General features: G+C 52.6%; 11 protein-coding genes and 1 pseudogene. 7 read left to right on the forward strand and 5 right to left on the reverse strand.

Annotation, left to right across the window (positions count from 1 at the left end; genetic code table 11):
- Window positions 1-180: hypothetical protein (locus LC354_RS21615; protein WP_223427784.1), on the reverse strand; the 180-nt coding region annotated here is incomplete at its 3' end.
- Between the two features lie 531 nt (window positions 181-711).
- Between LC354_RS21615 and LC354_RS21620 the strand changes: the two genes are divergently transcribed.
- Both LC354_RS21620 and LC354_RS21625 read left to right on the forward strand, forming a co-directional pair.
- The gene (locus LC354_RS21620; RefSeq protein WP_223427785.1) at window positions 712-2,568 is read left to right on the forward strand and encodes a tetratricopeptide repeat protein; all 1,857 of its coding nucleotides are present in this window, start codon (window positions 712-714) and stop codon (window positions 2,566-2,568) included.
- A 203-nt stretch (window positions 2,569-2,771) separates the two neighbouring features.
- Window positions 2,772-3,299 carry a hypothetical protein gene (locus LC354_RS21625; protein ID WP_223427786.1) on the forward strand — a complete coding sequence of 176 codons (528 nt, stop codon included), beginning with the start codon at window positions 2,772-2,774 and terminating at the stop codon, window positions 3,297-3,299.
- Between the two features lie 360 nt (window positions 3,300-3,659).
- Here LC354_RS21625 and LC354_RS21630 read toward each other — a convergent pair whose 3' ends face one another.
- From LC354_RS21630 to LC354_RS21640, 3 genes are all read right to left on the reverse strand, one after another.
- On the reverse strand, window positions 3,660-4,043 hold the full coding sequence (locus LC354_RS21630; RefSeq protein ID WP_223427787.1) for a RidA family protein: 384 nt from the start codon (window positions 4,041-4,043) through the stop codon (window positions 3,660-3,662).
- A gap of 185 nt (window positions 4,044-4,228) precedes the next feature.
- Window positions 4,229-5,296 carry an L-glyceraldehyde 3-phosphate reductase gene (gene mgrA, locus LC354_RS21635; protein WP_223427788.1) on the reverse strand — a complete coding sequence of 356 codons (1,068 nt, stop codon included), beginning with the start codon at window positions 5,294-5,296 and terminating at the stop codon, window positions 4,229-4,231.
- Window positions 5,297-5,385: 89 nt separating this feature from the next.
- Window positions 5,386-6,645, reverse strand: a complete 1,260-nt coding sequence (locus LC354_RS21640) for an amidohydrolase (protein WP_223427790.1) — start codon at window positions 6,643-6,645, stop codon at window positions 5,386-5,388.
- A 227-nt stretch (window positions 6,646-6,872) separates the two neighbouring features.
- On the opposite strand from LC354_RS21640, the gene LC354_RS21645 reads away from it, so the two are divergent.
- Complete coding sequence (locus LC354_RS21645; RefSeq protein WP_449649485.1) at window positions 6,873-7,226, forward strand: hypothetical protein; 354 nt, start codon at window positions 6,873-6,875, stop codon at window positions 7,224-7,226.
- Here the strand turns inward: LC354_RS21645 and LC354_RS21650 are convergent.
- Window positions 7,225-7,515, reverse strand: a pseudogene (locus tag LC354_RS21650) (transposase); the annotation flags it as partial. The gene LC354_RS21645 and the pseudogene LC354_RS21650 sit on opposite strands and share 2 nt — an antisense overlap.
- A 1,022-nt stretch (window positions 7,516-8,537) precedes the next feature.
- Between LC354_RS21650 and LC354_RS21655 the strand changes: the two are divergent.
- The 4 genes from LC354_RS21655 to pglX form a co-directional block, all read left to right on the forward strand.
- Window positions 8,538-9,137 carry a DUF1819 family protein gene (locus LC354_RS21655; protein WP_223427792.1) on the forward strand — a complete coding sequence of 200 codons (600 nt, stop codon included), beginning with the start codon at window positions 8,538-8,540 and terminating at the stop codon, window positions 9,135-9,137.
- 11 nt (window positions 9,138-9,148) lie between these two features.
- A complete protein-coding gene (locus tag LC354_RS21660) occupies window positions 9,149-9,751 on the forward strand; it encodes a DUF1788 domain-containing protein (RefSeq protein ID WP_223427794.1) in 603 nt (200 codons plus the stop codon).
- Between the two features lie 5 nt (window positions 9,752-9,756).
- Complete coding sequence (gene brxC, locus LC354_RS21665; protein WP_223427796.1) at window positions 9,757-13,296, forward strand: BREX system P-loop protein BrxC; 3,540 nt, start codon at window positions 9,757-9,759, stop codon at window positions 13,294-13,296.
- On the forward strand, window positions 13,296-15,066 hold a 1,771-nt coding region (pglX, locus tag LC354_RS21670), incomplete at its 3' end, for a BREX-1 system adenine-specific DNA-methyltransferase PglX (RefSeq protein ID WP_223427801.1). The genes brxC and pglX, both read left to right, overlap by 1 nt.

Here is a 15,066-nt window from a genome sequence, read left to right on the forward strand (position 1 = left end):
CTTGATTCCACGAAGCCCTTTGGCCTGTCGGAATTTTAGCAAGCGTTCACGACCCTTCGGGAAGTTTCGGTAACCGAGATTCGCCAGAAAGGTCTTCTCCGACAGGCCCAGTTCTATAATGCGCCCCTCAATTAGACGTGAAAGTGGTGTGGTTTTGCCCGGTTTTGGAAGTGGTTTCATGTTCAGATTCCTTTGATGATCTCTTCTCGTTCTCTTGCTTCGCTCGATCAAATCAACACGATCCCTGCTGCGGATAGCTCGGTCTCCCCTTTCCAGCGATAGGCGCAAGCGTGGGCCGGGTAATCTAGGCACATGACATTCGGGGCATCGGGTACCAGCGGCCGTCCAGTGCGCTTGTAGTGTCCGAAGAACACGGGAGGTGCATCCAGAGCGTAGAATTCGCAGTCCACTTCTCCTTCAATAGGGCTGTCTGGGAGTTCCAATGGATTCTTGACCGATAATGTTGCGTCGCGCCAATTAGCGCCAGCAGGATCGGCTCTGTCCGGCGTGCTGCAAAACGTGGCCACTTGACCCCGATTACGCGCATTCGCGGCCCGATCCGGACCCATCTGAGCGGTCTGATGAGGGCGGCGCGCCGTCCGCCGCACGTAACGCTTGATCCGCAGGCAAAATCAGGCGAACTTAAGGTCAAAAGGCAACCTACTTGGGGAATGTCGGATAAAAAGAGGTAAAAAATGCGAGAGATCTGTTTTGGCAAAACTTACCGTTGAACAAGCATTGTTGCGAGCGAAGTCTCAAGCTAACAAAGGTGAATTTGATCAAGCGAAGGCGCTTTATGAATCGGTGCTAGCAGCGTTTCCTAATAATAAGCGCGCCAAACAAGCCCTTGCGAACCTTAACACACCGGAGCCTATTCAAACGGGGCTCAAAATTCCGCCGCAAGAGCTGATAAACGCACTGACCGCACTCTATAATCAGAGGCAATTTACACAAGCAGCGGATCAAGCCAAGCGGCTTACACAAGAGTATCCCAATTCATTTGTGCTTTGGAATCTTTCGGGCGCGGTCAACAAAGCACTCGGTATACTTGATAAGGCTGAGCAAGGATTTCGTAGAGCGTCTGAGATCAATCCCAAGTATCCTGATGCGCATAATAATTTAGGCGTCACCCTCAAAGACCAGGGCAAGCTGGACGAGGCGATCGCGTCCTATCAACAGGCGCTGGAGCTCAAGCCTGATTATGCAGCCGCCTACTATAACATGGGCACCGCTCTCAAGGATCAAGGCAAGCTGGACAAGGCAATTACGAGCTATCAACAGGCGCTGCAGCTCAAGCCTGATTATGCCTCAGCCTACAATAACATGGGCAACGCTCTCAAAGATCAGGGCAAGCTGGACGAGGCAATTACGAGCTATCAACAGGCGCTGCAGCTCAAGCCTGATTATGCCTCAGCCTACAATAACATGGGCATCGCTCTCAAGGATCAAGGCAAGCTGGACGAGGCGATCGCGTCCTATCAACAGGCGCTGGAGCTCAAGCCTGATTATGCCTCATCCTACAATAACTTGGGCATCGCTCTCAAAGATCAGGGCAAGCTGGACGAGGCAATTATGAGCTATCAACAGGCGCTGCAGCTCAAGCCTGATTATGCTGAAGCAGCCAAAAACATAGTTAAATTGCCAATTGCATCTCTAAGTCAGAAAGCGCTAGATCTTGTAGAATTATATTTAAGAAATATTGATGATATGGCATCATCGACTAGTAGCCTCCAATTTCTAAAAGCTAACTACTTAATGCATTGTAAGAATTACGATTCAGCATTTATCAAATTTTGTGAAGCAAATATAAGAAAATATGAAGAGGTTGCGGACAAGTTGGGAGATTTAAATGACAAATATGAACGTTCCCATAAAAGAATAAGAAAATGGTCGCCTAAGATTCAACCTTTGGCTAAAATTCGCATAAAAAAAATCTTTATATTGGGATCCTCTAGATCAGGAAAATCTTCTCTGGAGCAGATCCTGTCCAAGAGCCGAAAAGTACTTCCTAAATATGAAGCTATTAATTTAAGTTGCCTTAGAGGCTTAGGCGTAGATTTAAGTAATAATAGAGAAACTACTTTCAAAGATTTTTTTTATGAAGAAGAGGAGATTTTATTAGAGAAGGGTTACAAAATAGCTACTTCAACCAACCCTACGAGTCTATTTTATCTAGACTTTATACACGATTGCCTTGAGGATTGCTATTTTATTTTTTTAAATAGGAACATATTAGATGTAGCATCAGAAGTTTTTATAAAAGAATATAATAATGAGAATTACTATTCTTATGATGCTGTGGAGATCATGAAATACTTAAGAATCTATAATGGTGTTTCAAACGTATTCAGTACAAAAGTTCCTGATAGAAGCATGCAGGTAACTTTTGATGAAATAAGGGAAAACCCATCAAGGGTTGTGGAAAAAATTAGTCAATTTATGAATACAAATTTTTATATTGAGAATTACGAAAATAAAACTGCTAAAGCTTCAGGTGAAAGTCCGTTTCGAACCCATTTTAAAAATATGATCTTAGGTGGTGATGGTTCTGACATAACTGAGATCTGAACAAAATTCGACTGGGACTTGCTGTCTCATAGCTTTTAGCCAGATATGCAAAATTGAAAACAAGTTTGCCCGATGGAATTTTTAACGGATCGAATACGAGGCTTTTCGATGCAAATCTTGATGTACGTTCTTTACTTGCAGTAAAACCTCCAGTAGCGTGTCCACCGGCTCAGAATAGAAGCCAACCAATCTGGAGATCAAAAATGTCATTCAAAAAATTGCTGGCAGCCACTGCACTTGCCACACTCGCGGCCACCGCAAGCTATGCGGTCGATGCAGGCGATGTACTGCCAAAAGAAGGCGCTGAATTTACCAAATGGGGTGAAGCCGAGGGCTGGAACATTTTCGTTGACGAAAGCCGTGGCACCTGCCTGATTGAGCGCGTCGACGCCAACGGGAATGTTGTGCAAATGGGTCTGACTTCAAATCATGAGTTCGGATATCTTGGTGTCTTCACCAAGGCCGATGTAAAGCCGAAAAATAATACGGTTCACCTGTCGCTTGACGGCAAGCAATACTACGGTGATGCGAACGCCCAAAAGAAACGTCTGGCTGATGGTTATAAAGGTGGTTACATCCTCGCTAATAACCCCAACTTTGTTGATGATGTCATGAAAAAATACGTCATGACTGTATATCCTGAAGACGCAAACACGTTCGATGTGAGCCTCGACGGCACGTTCAAAGCCATTGAGGCTGCACGTAAGTGTAACGAAGAACAGTCTAGCTAAACGGGCCTGTTTGAAAGACCGGTGCTCGCTAGAGCGCCGGTCGATTCCCCGAGCGTCCGCTTTCTTTGCACTGCCCTTTCGATTTCGCAATTGCGGCGAAGGTCCGCAAACCGTCCTTAGTACCAAATGCTGCGCTCCGGATCGAGATTGGCTTTGGCCTCCAAGCCGTCTTCTGACAGTTTCAATCAGGGATGTCGGACCCGTGTCCGATACCCTGCTTGCATCGGGAATCTTGCGTCAGGTGGGGAACACTAGGGCTAGGTAGCTGCGTGTGGACATACAGTATGGCGCGCTCGTCGTGCAGAAGCGTTGTGGAAAATAGTCGGCGAAATTAAAGAGGCTTGCCAATTAGGGCGACTGCTATTTTGCTGCAATTCCCATGCATTCGATTTCGACTGTCATTCTCGGGTCGACAAGAGCTGATACCTCGACCAGCGTTGAGGCTGGTTTGTGCTCTCCGAAATACGTTTCGCGTGCCGGGTTTATCAATGATCTTTCAGCAATATTGGTTAGAAAAACCTGAACTTTTGTCACCGTATCTGACCGTCCACCAGCCGCTCGCAGGCAAGCATCCATGGCCGCGAGCGCAATATCGAATTGTTCCGCAGTGCTTTCGGGGATGAATCCGTCTTTTGTCATGCCCACAATGCCTGAAACCCAGATGAGATCGCCCGCTCTCACTGAGTGGCAATAGTGACTTACCGGTGCCATCTGATCTTCTAGCTGAAATCGTTCGATTTTCATGGATTGTTCCTCTCTGTTTTTGACGTGCAAGGTTGGTTCGCGGGTTCGGCCCGCATCTTGGTGTGAAGCGTTTTTTGTTCAATGCCCGCTGTGAGCCCGGTTCATGCCAGCTCGTATGCACAGCACCTGTCTCGGGCGTGGGGTCTCCCTTGGCTCGCAAAACACCTGTGCAGGTGTCGCTCACATCATTCGGTTTCCGAAGATCGGGCCCACAGATTGATTGCTTCTTCCGAACTGATTTCGTCGATCCTGGCCAGTTCTGCTTCGGTAAAGTTCAGATTCGCGACGGCCCCTGCACAATCCACGATCTGCTCAGGTCTCGACGCTCCGATGAGTGCAGTTGTCACCCGTTCGCCCCGCAGCACCCATGCCAGCGCCATCTGAGCCAAGGTTTGGCCGCGTGCTTCAGCCATCCCGTTCAGTGCCCGAACACTCGCCAGCGACCTTTCGTTGATCATCCCCTCTAAAAGGGACTTGCCCTGGGTTGCTCGGCTATCTTCCGGAATGCCGTGCAGGTATTTTGAGGTCAGGATACCTTGCGCTAACGGTGTGAAAGCAATCGAGCCTACTCCCATTTCATCCAACGTATCCAAAAGCCCATCATGCTCCACCCAACGGTTGAGCAGGTTGTACGATGGTTGATGGATAAGGCATGGCGTGCCCAGTTCATTCAGGATTGCAAGCGCTTCGCGCGTCCGCTGGGAATTGTAGCTTGAGATTCCAACATACAGCGCGCGCCCGGAGCGCACGATATAATCCAGCGCGCCCATCGTTTCTTCCAATGGGGTATCGGGGTCAAAACGGTGGGAGTAGAAGATATCAACATAGTCGAGGCCCATACGCCTGAGCGATTGATCGCAAGAGGCGACAAGGTATTTTCGCGACCCCCATTCGCCATAAGGTCCGGGCCACATTCCATAGCCTGCCTTTGTCGATATTATCAGTTCATCCCGATGGCCTGCAAATTCGGCACCTAATATTTTACCGAATGCTTCCTCCGCAGAACCTGCGGGCGGACCGTAGTTGTTCGCCAGATCGAAATGAGTGATGCCGAGATCAAAGGCCGTTGCGCACATATCGCGTTTGACCTGATGCGGGGTATCTTCTCCGAAGTTGTGCCATAGCCCAAGGCTGATTGCGGGCAGCTTGAGCCCAGATCGGCCACATCGGCGATAGTCCATTTGATCATAGCGTCCGGGGTAAGGATGATATGGTTGGGACGGCGTTTTCGCAGGGCGCTGTGCATTTGTCATAAGTACATCATCGCCGAATGATGCTTCTTGTCAAATCGCCCGACTGGTTCTTGTACACACTCGTTTCTCTTTCGTACCCGCAGCGGTGCTCAATTGAGATGTACTTCCATAGCGGCTGCGATCAGCCCAGCACAAAGCAACACAGACTTGATTAACGCGCCCTCTTCAAAGTCGAAATTCGGGGTGTGATGATCGTCCGCCAGATCCGCCCCCAGAACGAAGATGCCGCCCATGCCGCCCCTCTGGTGCACCCTGCGCGCGAGCGTCGCCGCATCCTCGCTTGCGCCAAAAAAGAAGTCTGGCATAGGGTTGGCGAATGCGCCGGTTGCAGTGTTCACAGCTTCGGCCCAGCTTGCGAGCGTGGCGGGGTTGGAATGTCCCGCGGCCCCTCCGCCCTGAGACAATTCACACTCGACCCCATGCGCCTGCGCAATCGACTCAACCAATGCACAACAGCGGGCTTCCAACGATTGAAGATCCTCGGTCTCTTGCGCCCGCATTTCAAAAATGAACCGCGCTTCATCCGGCACGATGTTCACAGCCGTCCCGGCCTGCATCATGCCGACGTTCACACGGATGCCGGGCTGGCTTGATTGCGCCATCGTTTGCAAACCGAGGACAGCCTGGCATGCCGCGATCAGCGCATTGCGCCCGCCTTCCGGCGTCTTGCCAGCATGGGACGCGCGCCCCGTCATCGTCACGTCATAACGGGTGTTGGCCAAAATCCCATGCACAGCAAATGCCGCACTGTCTGATGGCACCCCAAGCCCCAGATGAATGGCAAAGAACAGATCCACATCATCCATCCATCCCGCCTCGGCCACAGCCCGTCCCCCACGCCCACCTTCTTCGGCGGGTTGGAACAGAATTTTCAGCCGACCCCGGCCAGTGTCCAGATAGGGTTTCAACAGGCGCGCCGTTGCCAACCCGATAGCGGCATGCCCGTCATGGCCACACGAATGCATGACACCGGTACTTGTCGACGCAAACCCTTGCGCAAAAGGGGCGTGATTGCCGCCCGCTTCGGTGATCGGCAGAGCGTCAATGTCCACGCGCATGCACACCGTTGGGCCGGGCCTGCCAGTGTCAAAAAGCGCGATGCACCCCGTATCGCCTTCGCCGGGGATCGGGTCGGCGCTCATGCCCATCCTCACGCTATCACCAAGAAACGCGTGGCCTGATACAACATCGTATCCGGCCTGCGTCAAATCAGCGACGATTGCAAATGTCGTCTCCACTTCCTGCCAGCCCAGTTCGGGCGAGGCGTGGAAGGCGCGCCGCTGTACGATGACCTGTGGCTCTTGCGCGACTGCAGCGCGTTTCAGGCTATCGGCAACATCAGGGGACAAACTGGAAAGCAATGAAAAGTTTGACATCCTAGAATGTTAGGCCCGCACGGCCGCCGTAGCAATCGGCATGTCGTGCTGCGGGCCCGGATAGGATCAGCAGGGCTGCATTCGTGCCTCAACAAGACTTGCCTCTACACGCCCGATCAACTGTCGCCTTCACCTGTTTGGTGTGGGGTGGTGTAAAACATTGGGTCCTTCTGCTGGGGGGACGGGGTGAGGGTGTGCTTATGCGCAAAAATGTATTTGTGCGTGCCGAAAAAAAACGGTTTCGTTTCGTTTTGGGGGTCGCATGGCTGAGTCCTGTGAAAGCGCCGGAAACGCCGCAAATGCCTACTGGCATTGAGTTTAGGCCGATCGAGGACCTCATTCCTTACGCGCAAAACGTGCGCACTCATAGCGAAACGCAAGTCGAGGCCATTTCGCTTTCCATTTCGCAGTTCGGGTTTACCAATCCGGTCCTGATCGCGGCTGATAATACTATAATTGCAGGTCATAGCCGAGTGACTCCGCGCGGCCACGGATGTTCTCCGTTAGGGTTGGTGACGATGAAACCCATGCGGGGGAACAGCTCGCCCGGATGAGCCCGTTGCTATCATGAAACTGGTCGATCCAATGGCCGTTCAGATCAGATAGAGCCGCCCAGTTCTCTGCGGTCGCCAGTCCCTCGGTCTAGAACCGGCCCATCTGCGACGTGGATGCGGCCTGCGCATCGACGGCACGGCCACCGACAACCTGGCGCATCACGGGATCGAGCGCGAGACGGTCGGCGTCATTGACGTCCCCGTATCCTGCCAACCGGCCGTAGACCGATTGCCGAAACAGCCCGTCGAGCCGGTGGACCGTGTTCTTGCCACGGCGATTGTCGCACAAGCCCCACATGACGCAAACATGTGCCGCGCCAACCCAGAAACCGAAACCAGAAATCACCAAACAAACCCTGCGCCTGATGCCAAAATCCAGGTGCCGACCACCCGTGCGTGCGAGAAAGAAGGCACCCCGCAACGCGCCCGTGTGACGGCACGTTGCGCGCGGCTAATGAATTATTCAGGCTAGAGGACCAGACTTGGTCAAATGGCTGGATGGCAGAAAAACGAAAGAATTTGGCCCAAAATCACAATTCTTGTTGTGAACCCGACCATATATATAAATTTATCAGCCGGATCAGTTTCTTGGACCTGTGAGTTTGGATAGGGGGCCGCCTGACAGAACAGGCCGTCGTCGAAGTGAAAAACTATATGACTTTGCGCAAATCGACGAGAATGGAGATCTTACAATAAAACCTTTTCTCAACATTCTAAACTTCACCATCAGTGGTGCGCTCGTCCTGATCTTTGGCATCATGGCCACAGTAGATCCTGCGCTCGGTATACCATTGGCCTTGTGCTGTTTGGGTCTCGGCATCGCGGTGCATTCGATGATCAACTATACCGAAGCGGTACGTGAACCGATGCGCCAAGAGGCAAGGGAAACGTGCCCAAGCGCCCGTCAGTCGCGACGCTGCGGGCGTTCACTGGTTCTGCTGGGTGTTCTGGTTGATCTTCTTCTTCCCCGCCCTGATCGTTGTCGCAATTGTGCACACCGGACGTAAGAACCGTACAGTCGCGCGCGAGGTGGCAGCATTTCAGGGACAAATCATCGCCGCCCAACATACCCATAGCTAAAGCAGGGTCTGCCATTGTTCTTTGCATCCTGAGGTGGAACGCTGGCGGATAAGTAATTGAGCAGGAACAGATGTACGAAAACGCGTTCAACAAGATCGAAAAAGACCTCCGCGCCGAAGAAGGTAACCATCTACGGCGACATGATCTGCATCATTGACCACAGTGCGAACATATTGCTGGTTGAAGATGACGACGAAATACACACTATGATTGAGGACTTTGAGGGGGAAAATGACACAGTCTGACAATTACCGCATGTCATTTTCGACAGGAGGCCTTTTCATAAATGAAAGCGTGGAAGTCGCTCGCCTGCATGAGCAGGGCGAAACTTGGCAGGATACGATCAAACGAGCGATGGTTGCCGAAACGACATCGCTGCCAAAGTCTGCTTCGAACCGGCGAACCTTGCGTGAAATCTGCAATCGTCTGGCGACGCTAAGCAGCGAAGAACTAGCCTTTTTGACAGACGAGGCAGATCGGCATGAGCAACAGCTGCTGCTGTGGTTGGCAGCCTGTCGAGCATATCGCTTTGTGCGAGAATTTGCGGTTGAGGTTTTACGCGAACGGCACCTTTCCTATCTTTTGGATTTGCCTCTAGAAAGTTTTGACCAGTTCTTCGACGCCAAGGCGGAATGGGATGATCATTTGGACTCTATCAATGAAAACACCCGCAAAAAGCTGCGTCAGGTGATGTTTCGCATGATGCGGGAGGCGGCGATTATTTCTGACGATAATAAAATACAAACAACCTATGTCAGCCCACGGCTCGAAAAGCTGTTTCGCAGAACGAACGCAACTGAATTCGCCGTTTTCCCCGGCGTCACGGTTTGAGGAGTGAAAATTTGACAACGCGATTTTCAGCGAAAGAACGCTTTGATCACTTGCTCAAGGTGATTTCAAGCGAGCGATTTCTGACGAAGCAGGGGCTTGGAAACGAAGTGCCCTTCTTTATCTGCCCGTATCCCGCGGCGCATGGTTTTGAAATTGAACGGGATCGCCAAAGCCTGATCACTCAGCTTGCAAATACGGGTGTGACCGTGTTGGACTTGAGCCTTTATGATCTTGCGCTCGACATCTTGCGAGAGCGCGACATGCTTGATGAACTTCTGGAAATTGAACCCAATGAAAACAAGGGCGAACTGACGGAGATGCTTCAAAGCGTCCTTGATCCACAGGCCCATCTGATCCCGAAAATTGGCGAAGCGATTGAGGCGGCACGCCATGACGTGATTTTTCTCTCGGGTGTCGGGGAAGTGTATCCCATCATCCGCTCACACAATGTGCTGAACAATCTCCAGAGCACTGCAAAAGACAAACCTACGGTAATGTTCTTCCCTGGCAATTACACCCATGCGCTGGCCAGCGGGGCGTCGCTCGATCTCTTCGGGCAGCTGCATGACGACAAGTACTACCGTGCCTTCAACATTCTGAATTACGAGGTCTGAATTTCATGACTGCTTTGCGCCAAATTTTTGCGAAACCCGTCGACCGTCCGATTGATGGGGTCATCAAGGCCGATGATGAAGCCAGTCTGCGGACAGAACTCGAAGAGTACGTCATTACGTCGGAAATCTCTCAACGGCTTGAGCAGTTTCTAGACGCCTACAACAACTACGACACGTCAAACGGTGTGTGGATTTCGGGCTTCTTCGGGTCGGGCAAGTCTCACCTTTTGAAGATGCTGGCTCTTTTGTTGGAAAACAGGGACGTTGACGGCACGCCAGCCTTTGACATCTTCGCAGACAAACTCGTCGGCAATCCCATACTGGCAGGTGGGCTGCGAAAAGCTGTTTCGATCCCGTCCAAGAGCATTCTATTTAATATTGATCAGAAGGCGGATGTGATTTCAAAGACGGAAATCGATGCACTCTTGTCGGTCTTTCAAAAAGTCTTTGATGAAATGTGTGGCTACTTCGGCAAGCTGCCGCACATCGCTCAATTTGAACGGGACCTGGACAGTCGCGGTGTTTTGGGCGCGTTCAAGAGTGCTTTTAAGGATATATCTGGAAAGCCCTGGGAGCGGGGCCGGGAGCAGGCGCTGATGGAAAAGCGCAACATTGCAGCGGCTTATGCAGAAGCGACCGGTTCTGATGCAAGTGATGCGCAGGATATTCTGAGCCAGTATCGCACGGATCACAAGGTATCTATCGAGGATTTCGCCGCCACGGTGAAGGCATGGATCGACACGCAGGAAAAAGGGTTTCGGCTCAATTTCTTTGTCGACGAAGTGGGTCAGTACATAGCTGACAACGTGAAACTGATGACCAATCTGCAAACCATTGCAGAAAGCCTGAACACCAAGTGCAAGGGGCAGGCGTGGATCATTGTCACCGCGCAACAGGACATGGCGTCTGTGATCGGCGACATGACGGCTCAGCAGGAAAACGACTTTTCCAAGATCCAGGCGCGCTTTGCAAACCGGATGCCGCTCAACTCTGCTGATGTCGCAGAGGTCATTCAGCGTCGTCTGCTCAGTAAAACAGACGAAGGTGTCGTCGTTTTGGGGAACCTCTTCGATCATGAAGAGAACAACCTAAGGACGCTTTTCGATTTCTCAGACGGTTCAATCCGGCTGAAGAATTTTGATGGTCGGGACAAGTTCATCTCCAGCTACCCGTTCCCGCCTTATCAGTACACTTTGTTCCAAATGGCACTGTCGAGCCTGTCGCAGCACAATGCCTTTGAGGGTAAGCACAGTTCAGTCGGTGAACGCTCAATGTTGGGTGTGTTTCAGGAAGTGTCCAAGCACCTGGCAGATAACAAAGTCGGAGAAATAGCGACCTTCGATTTGATGTTTGAGGGCATCCGCAGTGCTCTCAAATCGTCCGCGCAGCAATCCATTCAGATCGCAGAAAAAAACCTTGATGATGCGTATGCCGTCAGGGTCCTGAAAGCTTTGTTCCTGGTGAAGTACGTCAAAGAGTTCAAGCCAACCGTCCGTAATATCGGGATCTTGCTTTTGGAAGAGTTCGATCAGGATCTCGCGGGGCAAAAACGCAAGATCGAAGAGGCGCTGGCCACTCTTGAGCGCAATACACTGATCCAGCGCAATGGTGAGGTCTATGAGTTCCTGACCAACGAAGAGAAAGACGTTGAGGCTGAAATCAAAGGCCTTGATGTTGACCATTCGGAAATTGCCAAGGAGCTTGAAGGGCTTATCTTCGATGCCATCATAAAGACCCGCAAGATCAGACATCTTGACACTGGACATGACTATGCTTTCAGCCGGAAGCTGGATGATATGCTGGTCGGTCGAGATTATGAGCTTTCGATCAATGTGTTCACGCCGTTCAGTGAAGAAGCCGGATCCCCAGAGGCCGTTCGCATGCAAAATATGTCTCGCGAAGAGCTGGCAGTTGTTCTGAGGCAGGATGATCGCTTCATTCGGGACCTGAACCTTTTCAAGAAGACGGACAAGTTCGTAAAGCAAGCGCGGACTGGTGCGCCGCAACCCGGACGGGACCGTCTGGTCTCTGAAAAAGGCGAACAAAACGGGCGGCGCTACAAGGATCTGGAAACACGGTTGCGCAAGCTGATCTCCGAAGCCCGTTTGTTTGTGCGTGGGGACGAACTCGATATTGCGACTGAAGATCCTCAGGACCGGATCAACAAAGCATTTCAGACCCTGGTTGATAAAGTTTACGTCAACCTGACGATGTTGCGCGGGGTGTCATACTCTGAAAGTGATCTGACCAAAGCAGCCTCTCCGGATCAAAATCTGTTTGGTGAAGGTGGAGCCGGGCTTACGGAGCCAGAGCAAGAAGTCTTCAACCATGTTCAAAACCAAGCCCGTCTCGGGGTTCGGGTGAGTGCCAAAGACTTGGCGTCCAGGTTTGGCACCAAGCCCTTTGGCTGGCCCGAAATCGCCGTCCTGTGTGTCACCGCAAGCCTCGTCGGAAAGGGCAAATTGGAAGCCCGCTCAGACAGCACAGTGCTTGAAGGCGATGCGCTGGTCAAAGGCCTGAAAAACAGCAACATGCTGGCCAATATTCTGATGACGCCACAGGTTGAGTTTACAGGCGCTCAGGTGCGTAAACTCAAAGACATGTACAAAGAGTTCTTTGACCGCCCACCAGAGGGCAATGACGCCAAGTCAGTCGGCAATGAATGGTCAGAAGGTCTGCAATCGGTGGCCGGAGAATTGAACGGTTTTCTGGCTCAAGTTGGAAATTACCCCTTCCTGAATGCTCTGAACGGACTTCAGACCAAGGTCAGCACGCTCACCGGCAAACCGGCCGCATGGTACGTGACTGAGCTTGCCAAGGATGAAGACACACTGCTCGACGCCAAAGAGGATGTTCTCGATAAGGTCCGTCAGTTCATGAGTGGGGCCCAAAAGGGTATCTATGATGATGTCCGTACGTTTCTGGCCCAACAAGACGCCAATTTCGCTTATGTCGGACAAGAGATCGCCGAAGGCATGCGGGAGGTTTTGGATGATCCAAAGTGCTATGCGGGACCGGCCATTCAAAACCTCAAGACGCAGCTCCGTGACTTAAAGACCGAAGTAGAGTTGAAAGTCGTTGAAGAACGGAAATCTGTCGAAGCGGAACTGGCAGATTGCCGCGCCAAGCTGGAACAGGTGCCTGAATTTCTGGGTCTCACCCAAGACAAGCAGGACAACATCCTTGCCCGCATAAATGCAAAAGCAAACGATCTTGGCGCTGTCACCCATATCGCCGTCTTGCGGGAACGGGCACATGCGATCCGCTCAAGCTTGTTGTCCGAACTGCTCAGCGAAGTCGCTCGTATCGGTGCACCACCACCCCCGCCACCTGCGCCACCTACGTCCGGGGGGGAAGGCGACAACTCGACACCACCGAAGCCACAGCCGACACCCAAGCCGGACACTTATGTGAACGCATCCCAGCTTAAAGCCACATACGACAAGGCGTATTTGGCGGACAGTTCGGACGTCGATCAATATCTCGAAGAAATGCGCAAAACCCTGATGGCTGAAATCAATCAGGGCAAGAAGGTAATCGTTTGATGGACACCAGTGCACTGAAGAAGTTCGCCCAGGCGGCCCGCAATTTGCTGATCGATCAGGTCACGGCTAAGCTGGATATGGTTCTGGCCGACAGCAGTGCGGCACGTCGGGAATTCCCGCAGGCTGTCAAAGATCTGGAATCCCAAATCAACCGCACCGACCGAACTCAGGTGATCGAAAAGGTGGCCTATACATGGTTCAACCGCTTCTCGGCGCTGCGGTTTATGGATGCCAATAATCTCACCGACATCGGGGTGGTGTCTCCGGCGGACGGGCAGACCCGGCCTGAAATGCTGGCCGAGGCTGCGGCGGGCCAGATCGGTGATACTGTACCGGCGGATGTGCGTGAGGCGGTAACGGCTCTGCTGGACGGGCGTCGGGCGAGCAGTGATGCACAAAGCGAGGCCTATCGCTTGTTATTGGTCGCGGCTTGTAACCACTGGTACAAGGCTATGCCCTTCCTGTTCGAGAAGATCGCGGACTACACCGAACTGCTGATGCCCGAGGATCTGCTGTCTCAGACCTCGATCCTTGCCCAGATGCGAACTGTGATGACCACAGATGCTTGTCAGGATGTCGAGATCATCGGCTGGCTTTATCAATTCTACATCTCTGAAAAGAAGGACGAGGTTTTTGCCGGGCTGAAGAAAAACCAGAAGATCACGGCCGAGAACATCCCCGCCGCGACGCAGCTCTTCACGCCGCACTGGATCGTCCGCTACCTGGTGGAGAACTCGCTGGGGCGACTCTGGCTGCTGAACCGGCCGCAAAGCCGTCTGGCCGCGCGGATGGACTACTACATCGCGCCCGAAGAGCCCGAGACGGACTTCCTGCGCATCGCCCGCCCCGAAGACATCCGCATCTGCGATCCCGCCGCAGGCTCAGGGCACATGCTGACCTATGCCTTTGACCTGCTCTACGCCATCTACGAGGAAGAGGGATATGACGCGACCGAGATTCCCGCGCTGATCCTGACGCACAACCTGACGGGGGTCGAGATCGACGACCGCGCGGGGGCCCTTGCCGCCTTTGCACTGGCGATGAAGGCGGCGGGCAAGCTGGGGCGGCGGCGGTTCCTGCGGATGGAGGCGAAGCCCGACATCTGCGTGTTGCAGAACGTGGCCTTTACCGAGGCGGAGATGCAGGACGTGGCCGCCGTGGTGGGCAAGGATCTGTTCACCGATGAGCTGCGCGAGACGCTGGGCCAGTTCGAGCAAGCCAAGAACTTCGGCTCGCTGATCGTGCCAAAACTGCGCGACCCGGCAGAGGCGCTGCGGGTGGTGGCGGCGCGGGACTTTGGTGGCGACCTGCTGCTTAAGGAAGTGCAGGCGCGCGTCGTCTCCGTGCTGCGCATGGCCGAGGCGCTGTCGCCGAAGTATCACGTGGTGGTGGCCAACCCGCCGTATGCTGGTGCGAAAGGGCTCAATGCTGGAATCTCCGCATTCCTCCAACAGAACTTCCCTGACGGAAAAACGGACCTTTTCGCAGCTTTCATACAGCGGGCTCAGACACTAATTGCACCGAAATGTTATGCTGCGCTCGTCACCATGGAAAGCTGGATGTTCATTACATCTTTTGAACAGCTCAGGACGGATTTAGTATCTTCGTCTTCATTGTTGTCGATGGTGCATATGCCCTACCTCGGCAAGCAGGGCAATCGCGTTTGGCATCATGCCTCTTACAGCCCATTGAGAACGCTGCATAAGAATGCCTCGTCCCATCCAGCTCGCTTGAGTTTAATGCTGAGAGAGCCTTTGGATGTGTCGCGTC

It is taken from the genome of Tateyamaria pelophila, from assembly GCF_019966495.1.
Taxonomy (GTDB): domain Bacteria; phylum Pseudomonadota; class Alphaproteobacteria; order Rhodobacterales; family Rhodobacteraceae; genus Tateyamaria; species Tateyamaria pelophila.

Excerpts from the sequence above, each read along its gene's own strand:
- LC354_RS21645 (WP_449649485.1), top strand. The coding sequence starts at position 6,873 with ATGCGCAAAAATGTATTTGTGCGTGCCGAAAAAAAACGGTTTCGTTTC.
- mgrA (WP_223427788.1), bottom strand. The coding sequence starts at position 5,296 with ATGACAAATGCACAGCGCCCTGCGAAAACGCCGTCCCAACCATATCAT.
- LC354_RS21625 (WP_223427786.1), top strand. The coding sequence starts at position 2,772 with ATGTCATTCAAAAAATTGCTGGCAGCCACTGCACTTGCCACACTCGCG.
- LC354_RS21655 (WP_223427792.1), top strand. The coding sequence starts at position 8,538 with ATGACACAGTCTGACAATTACCGCATGTCATTTTCGACAGGAGGCCTT.
- brxC (WP_223427796.1), top strand. The coding sequence starts at position 9,757 with ATGACTGCTTTGCGCCAAATTTTTGCGAAACCCGTCGACCGTCCGATT.
- LC354_RS21630 (WP_223427787.1), bottom strand. The coding sequence starts at position 4,043 with ATGAAAATCGAACGATTTCAGCTAGAAGATCAGATGGCACCGGTAAGT.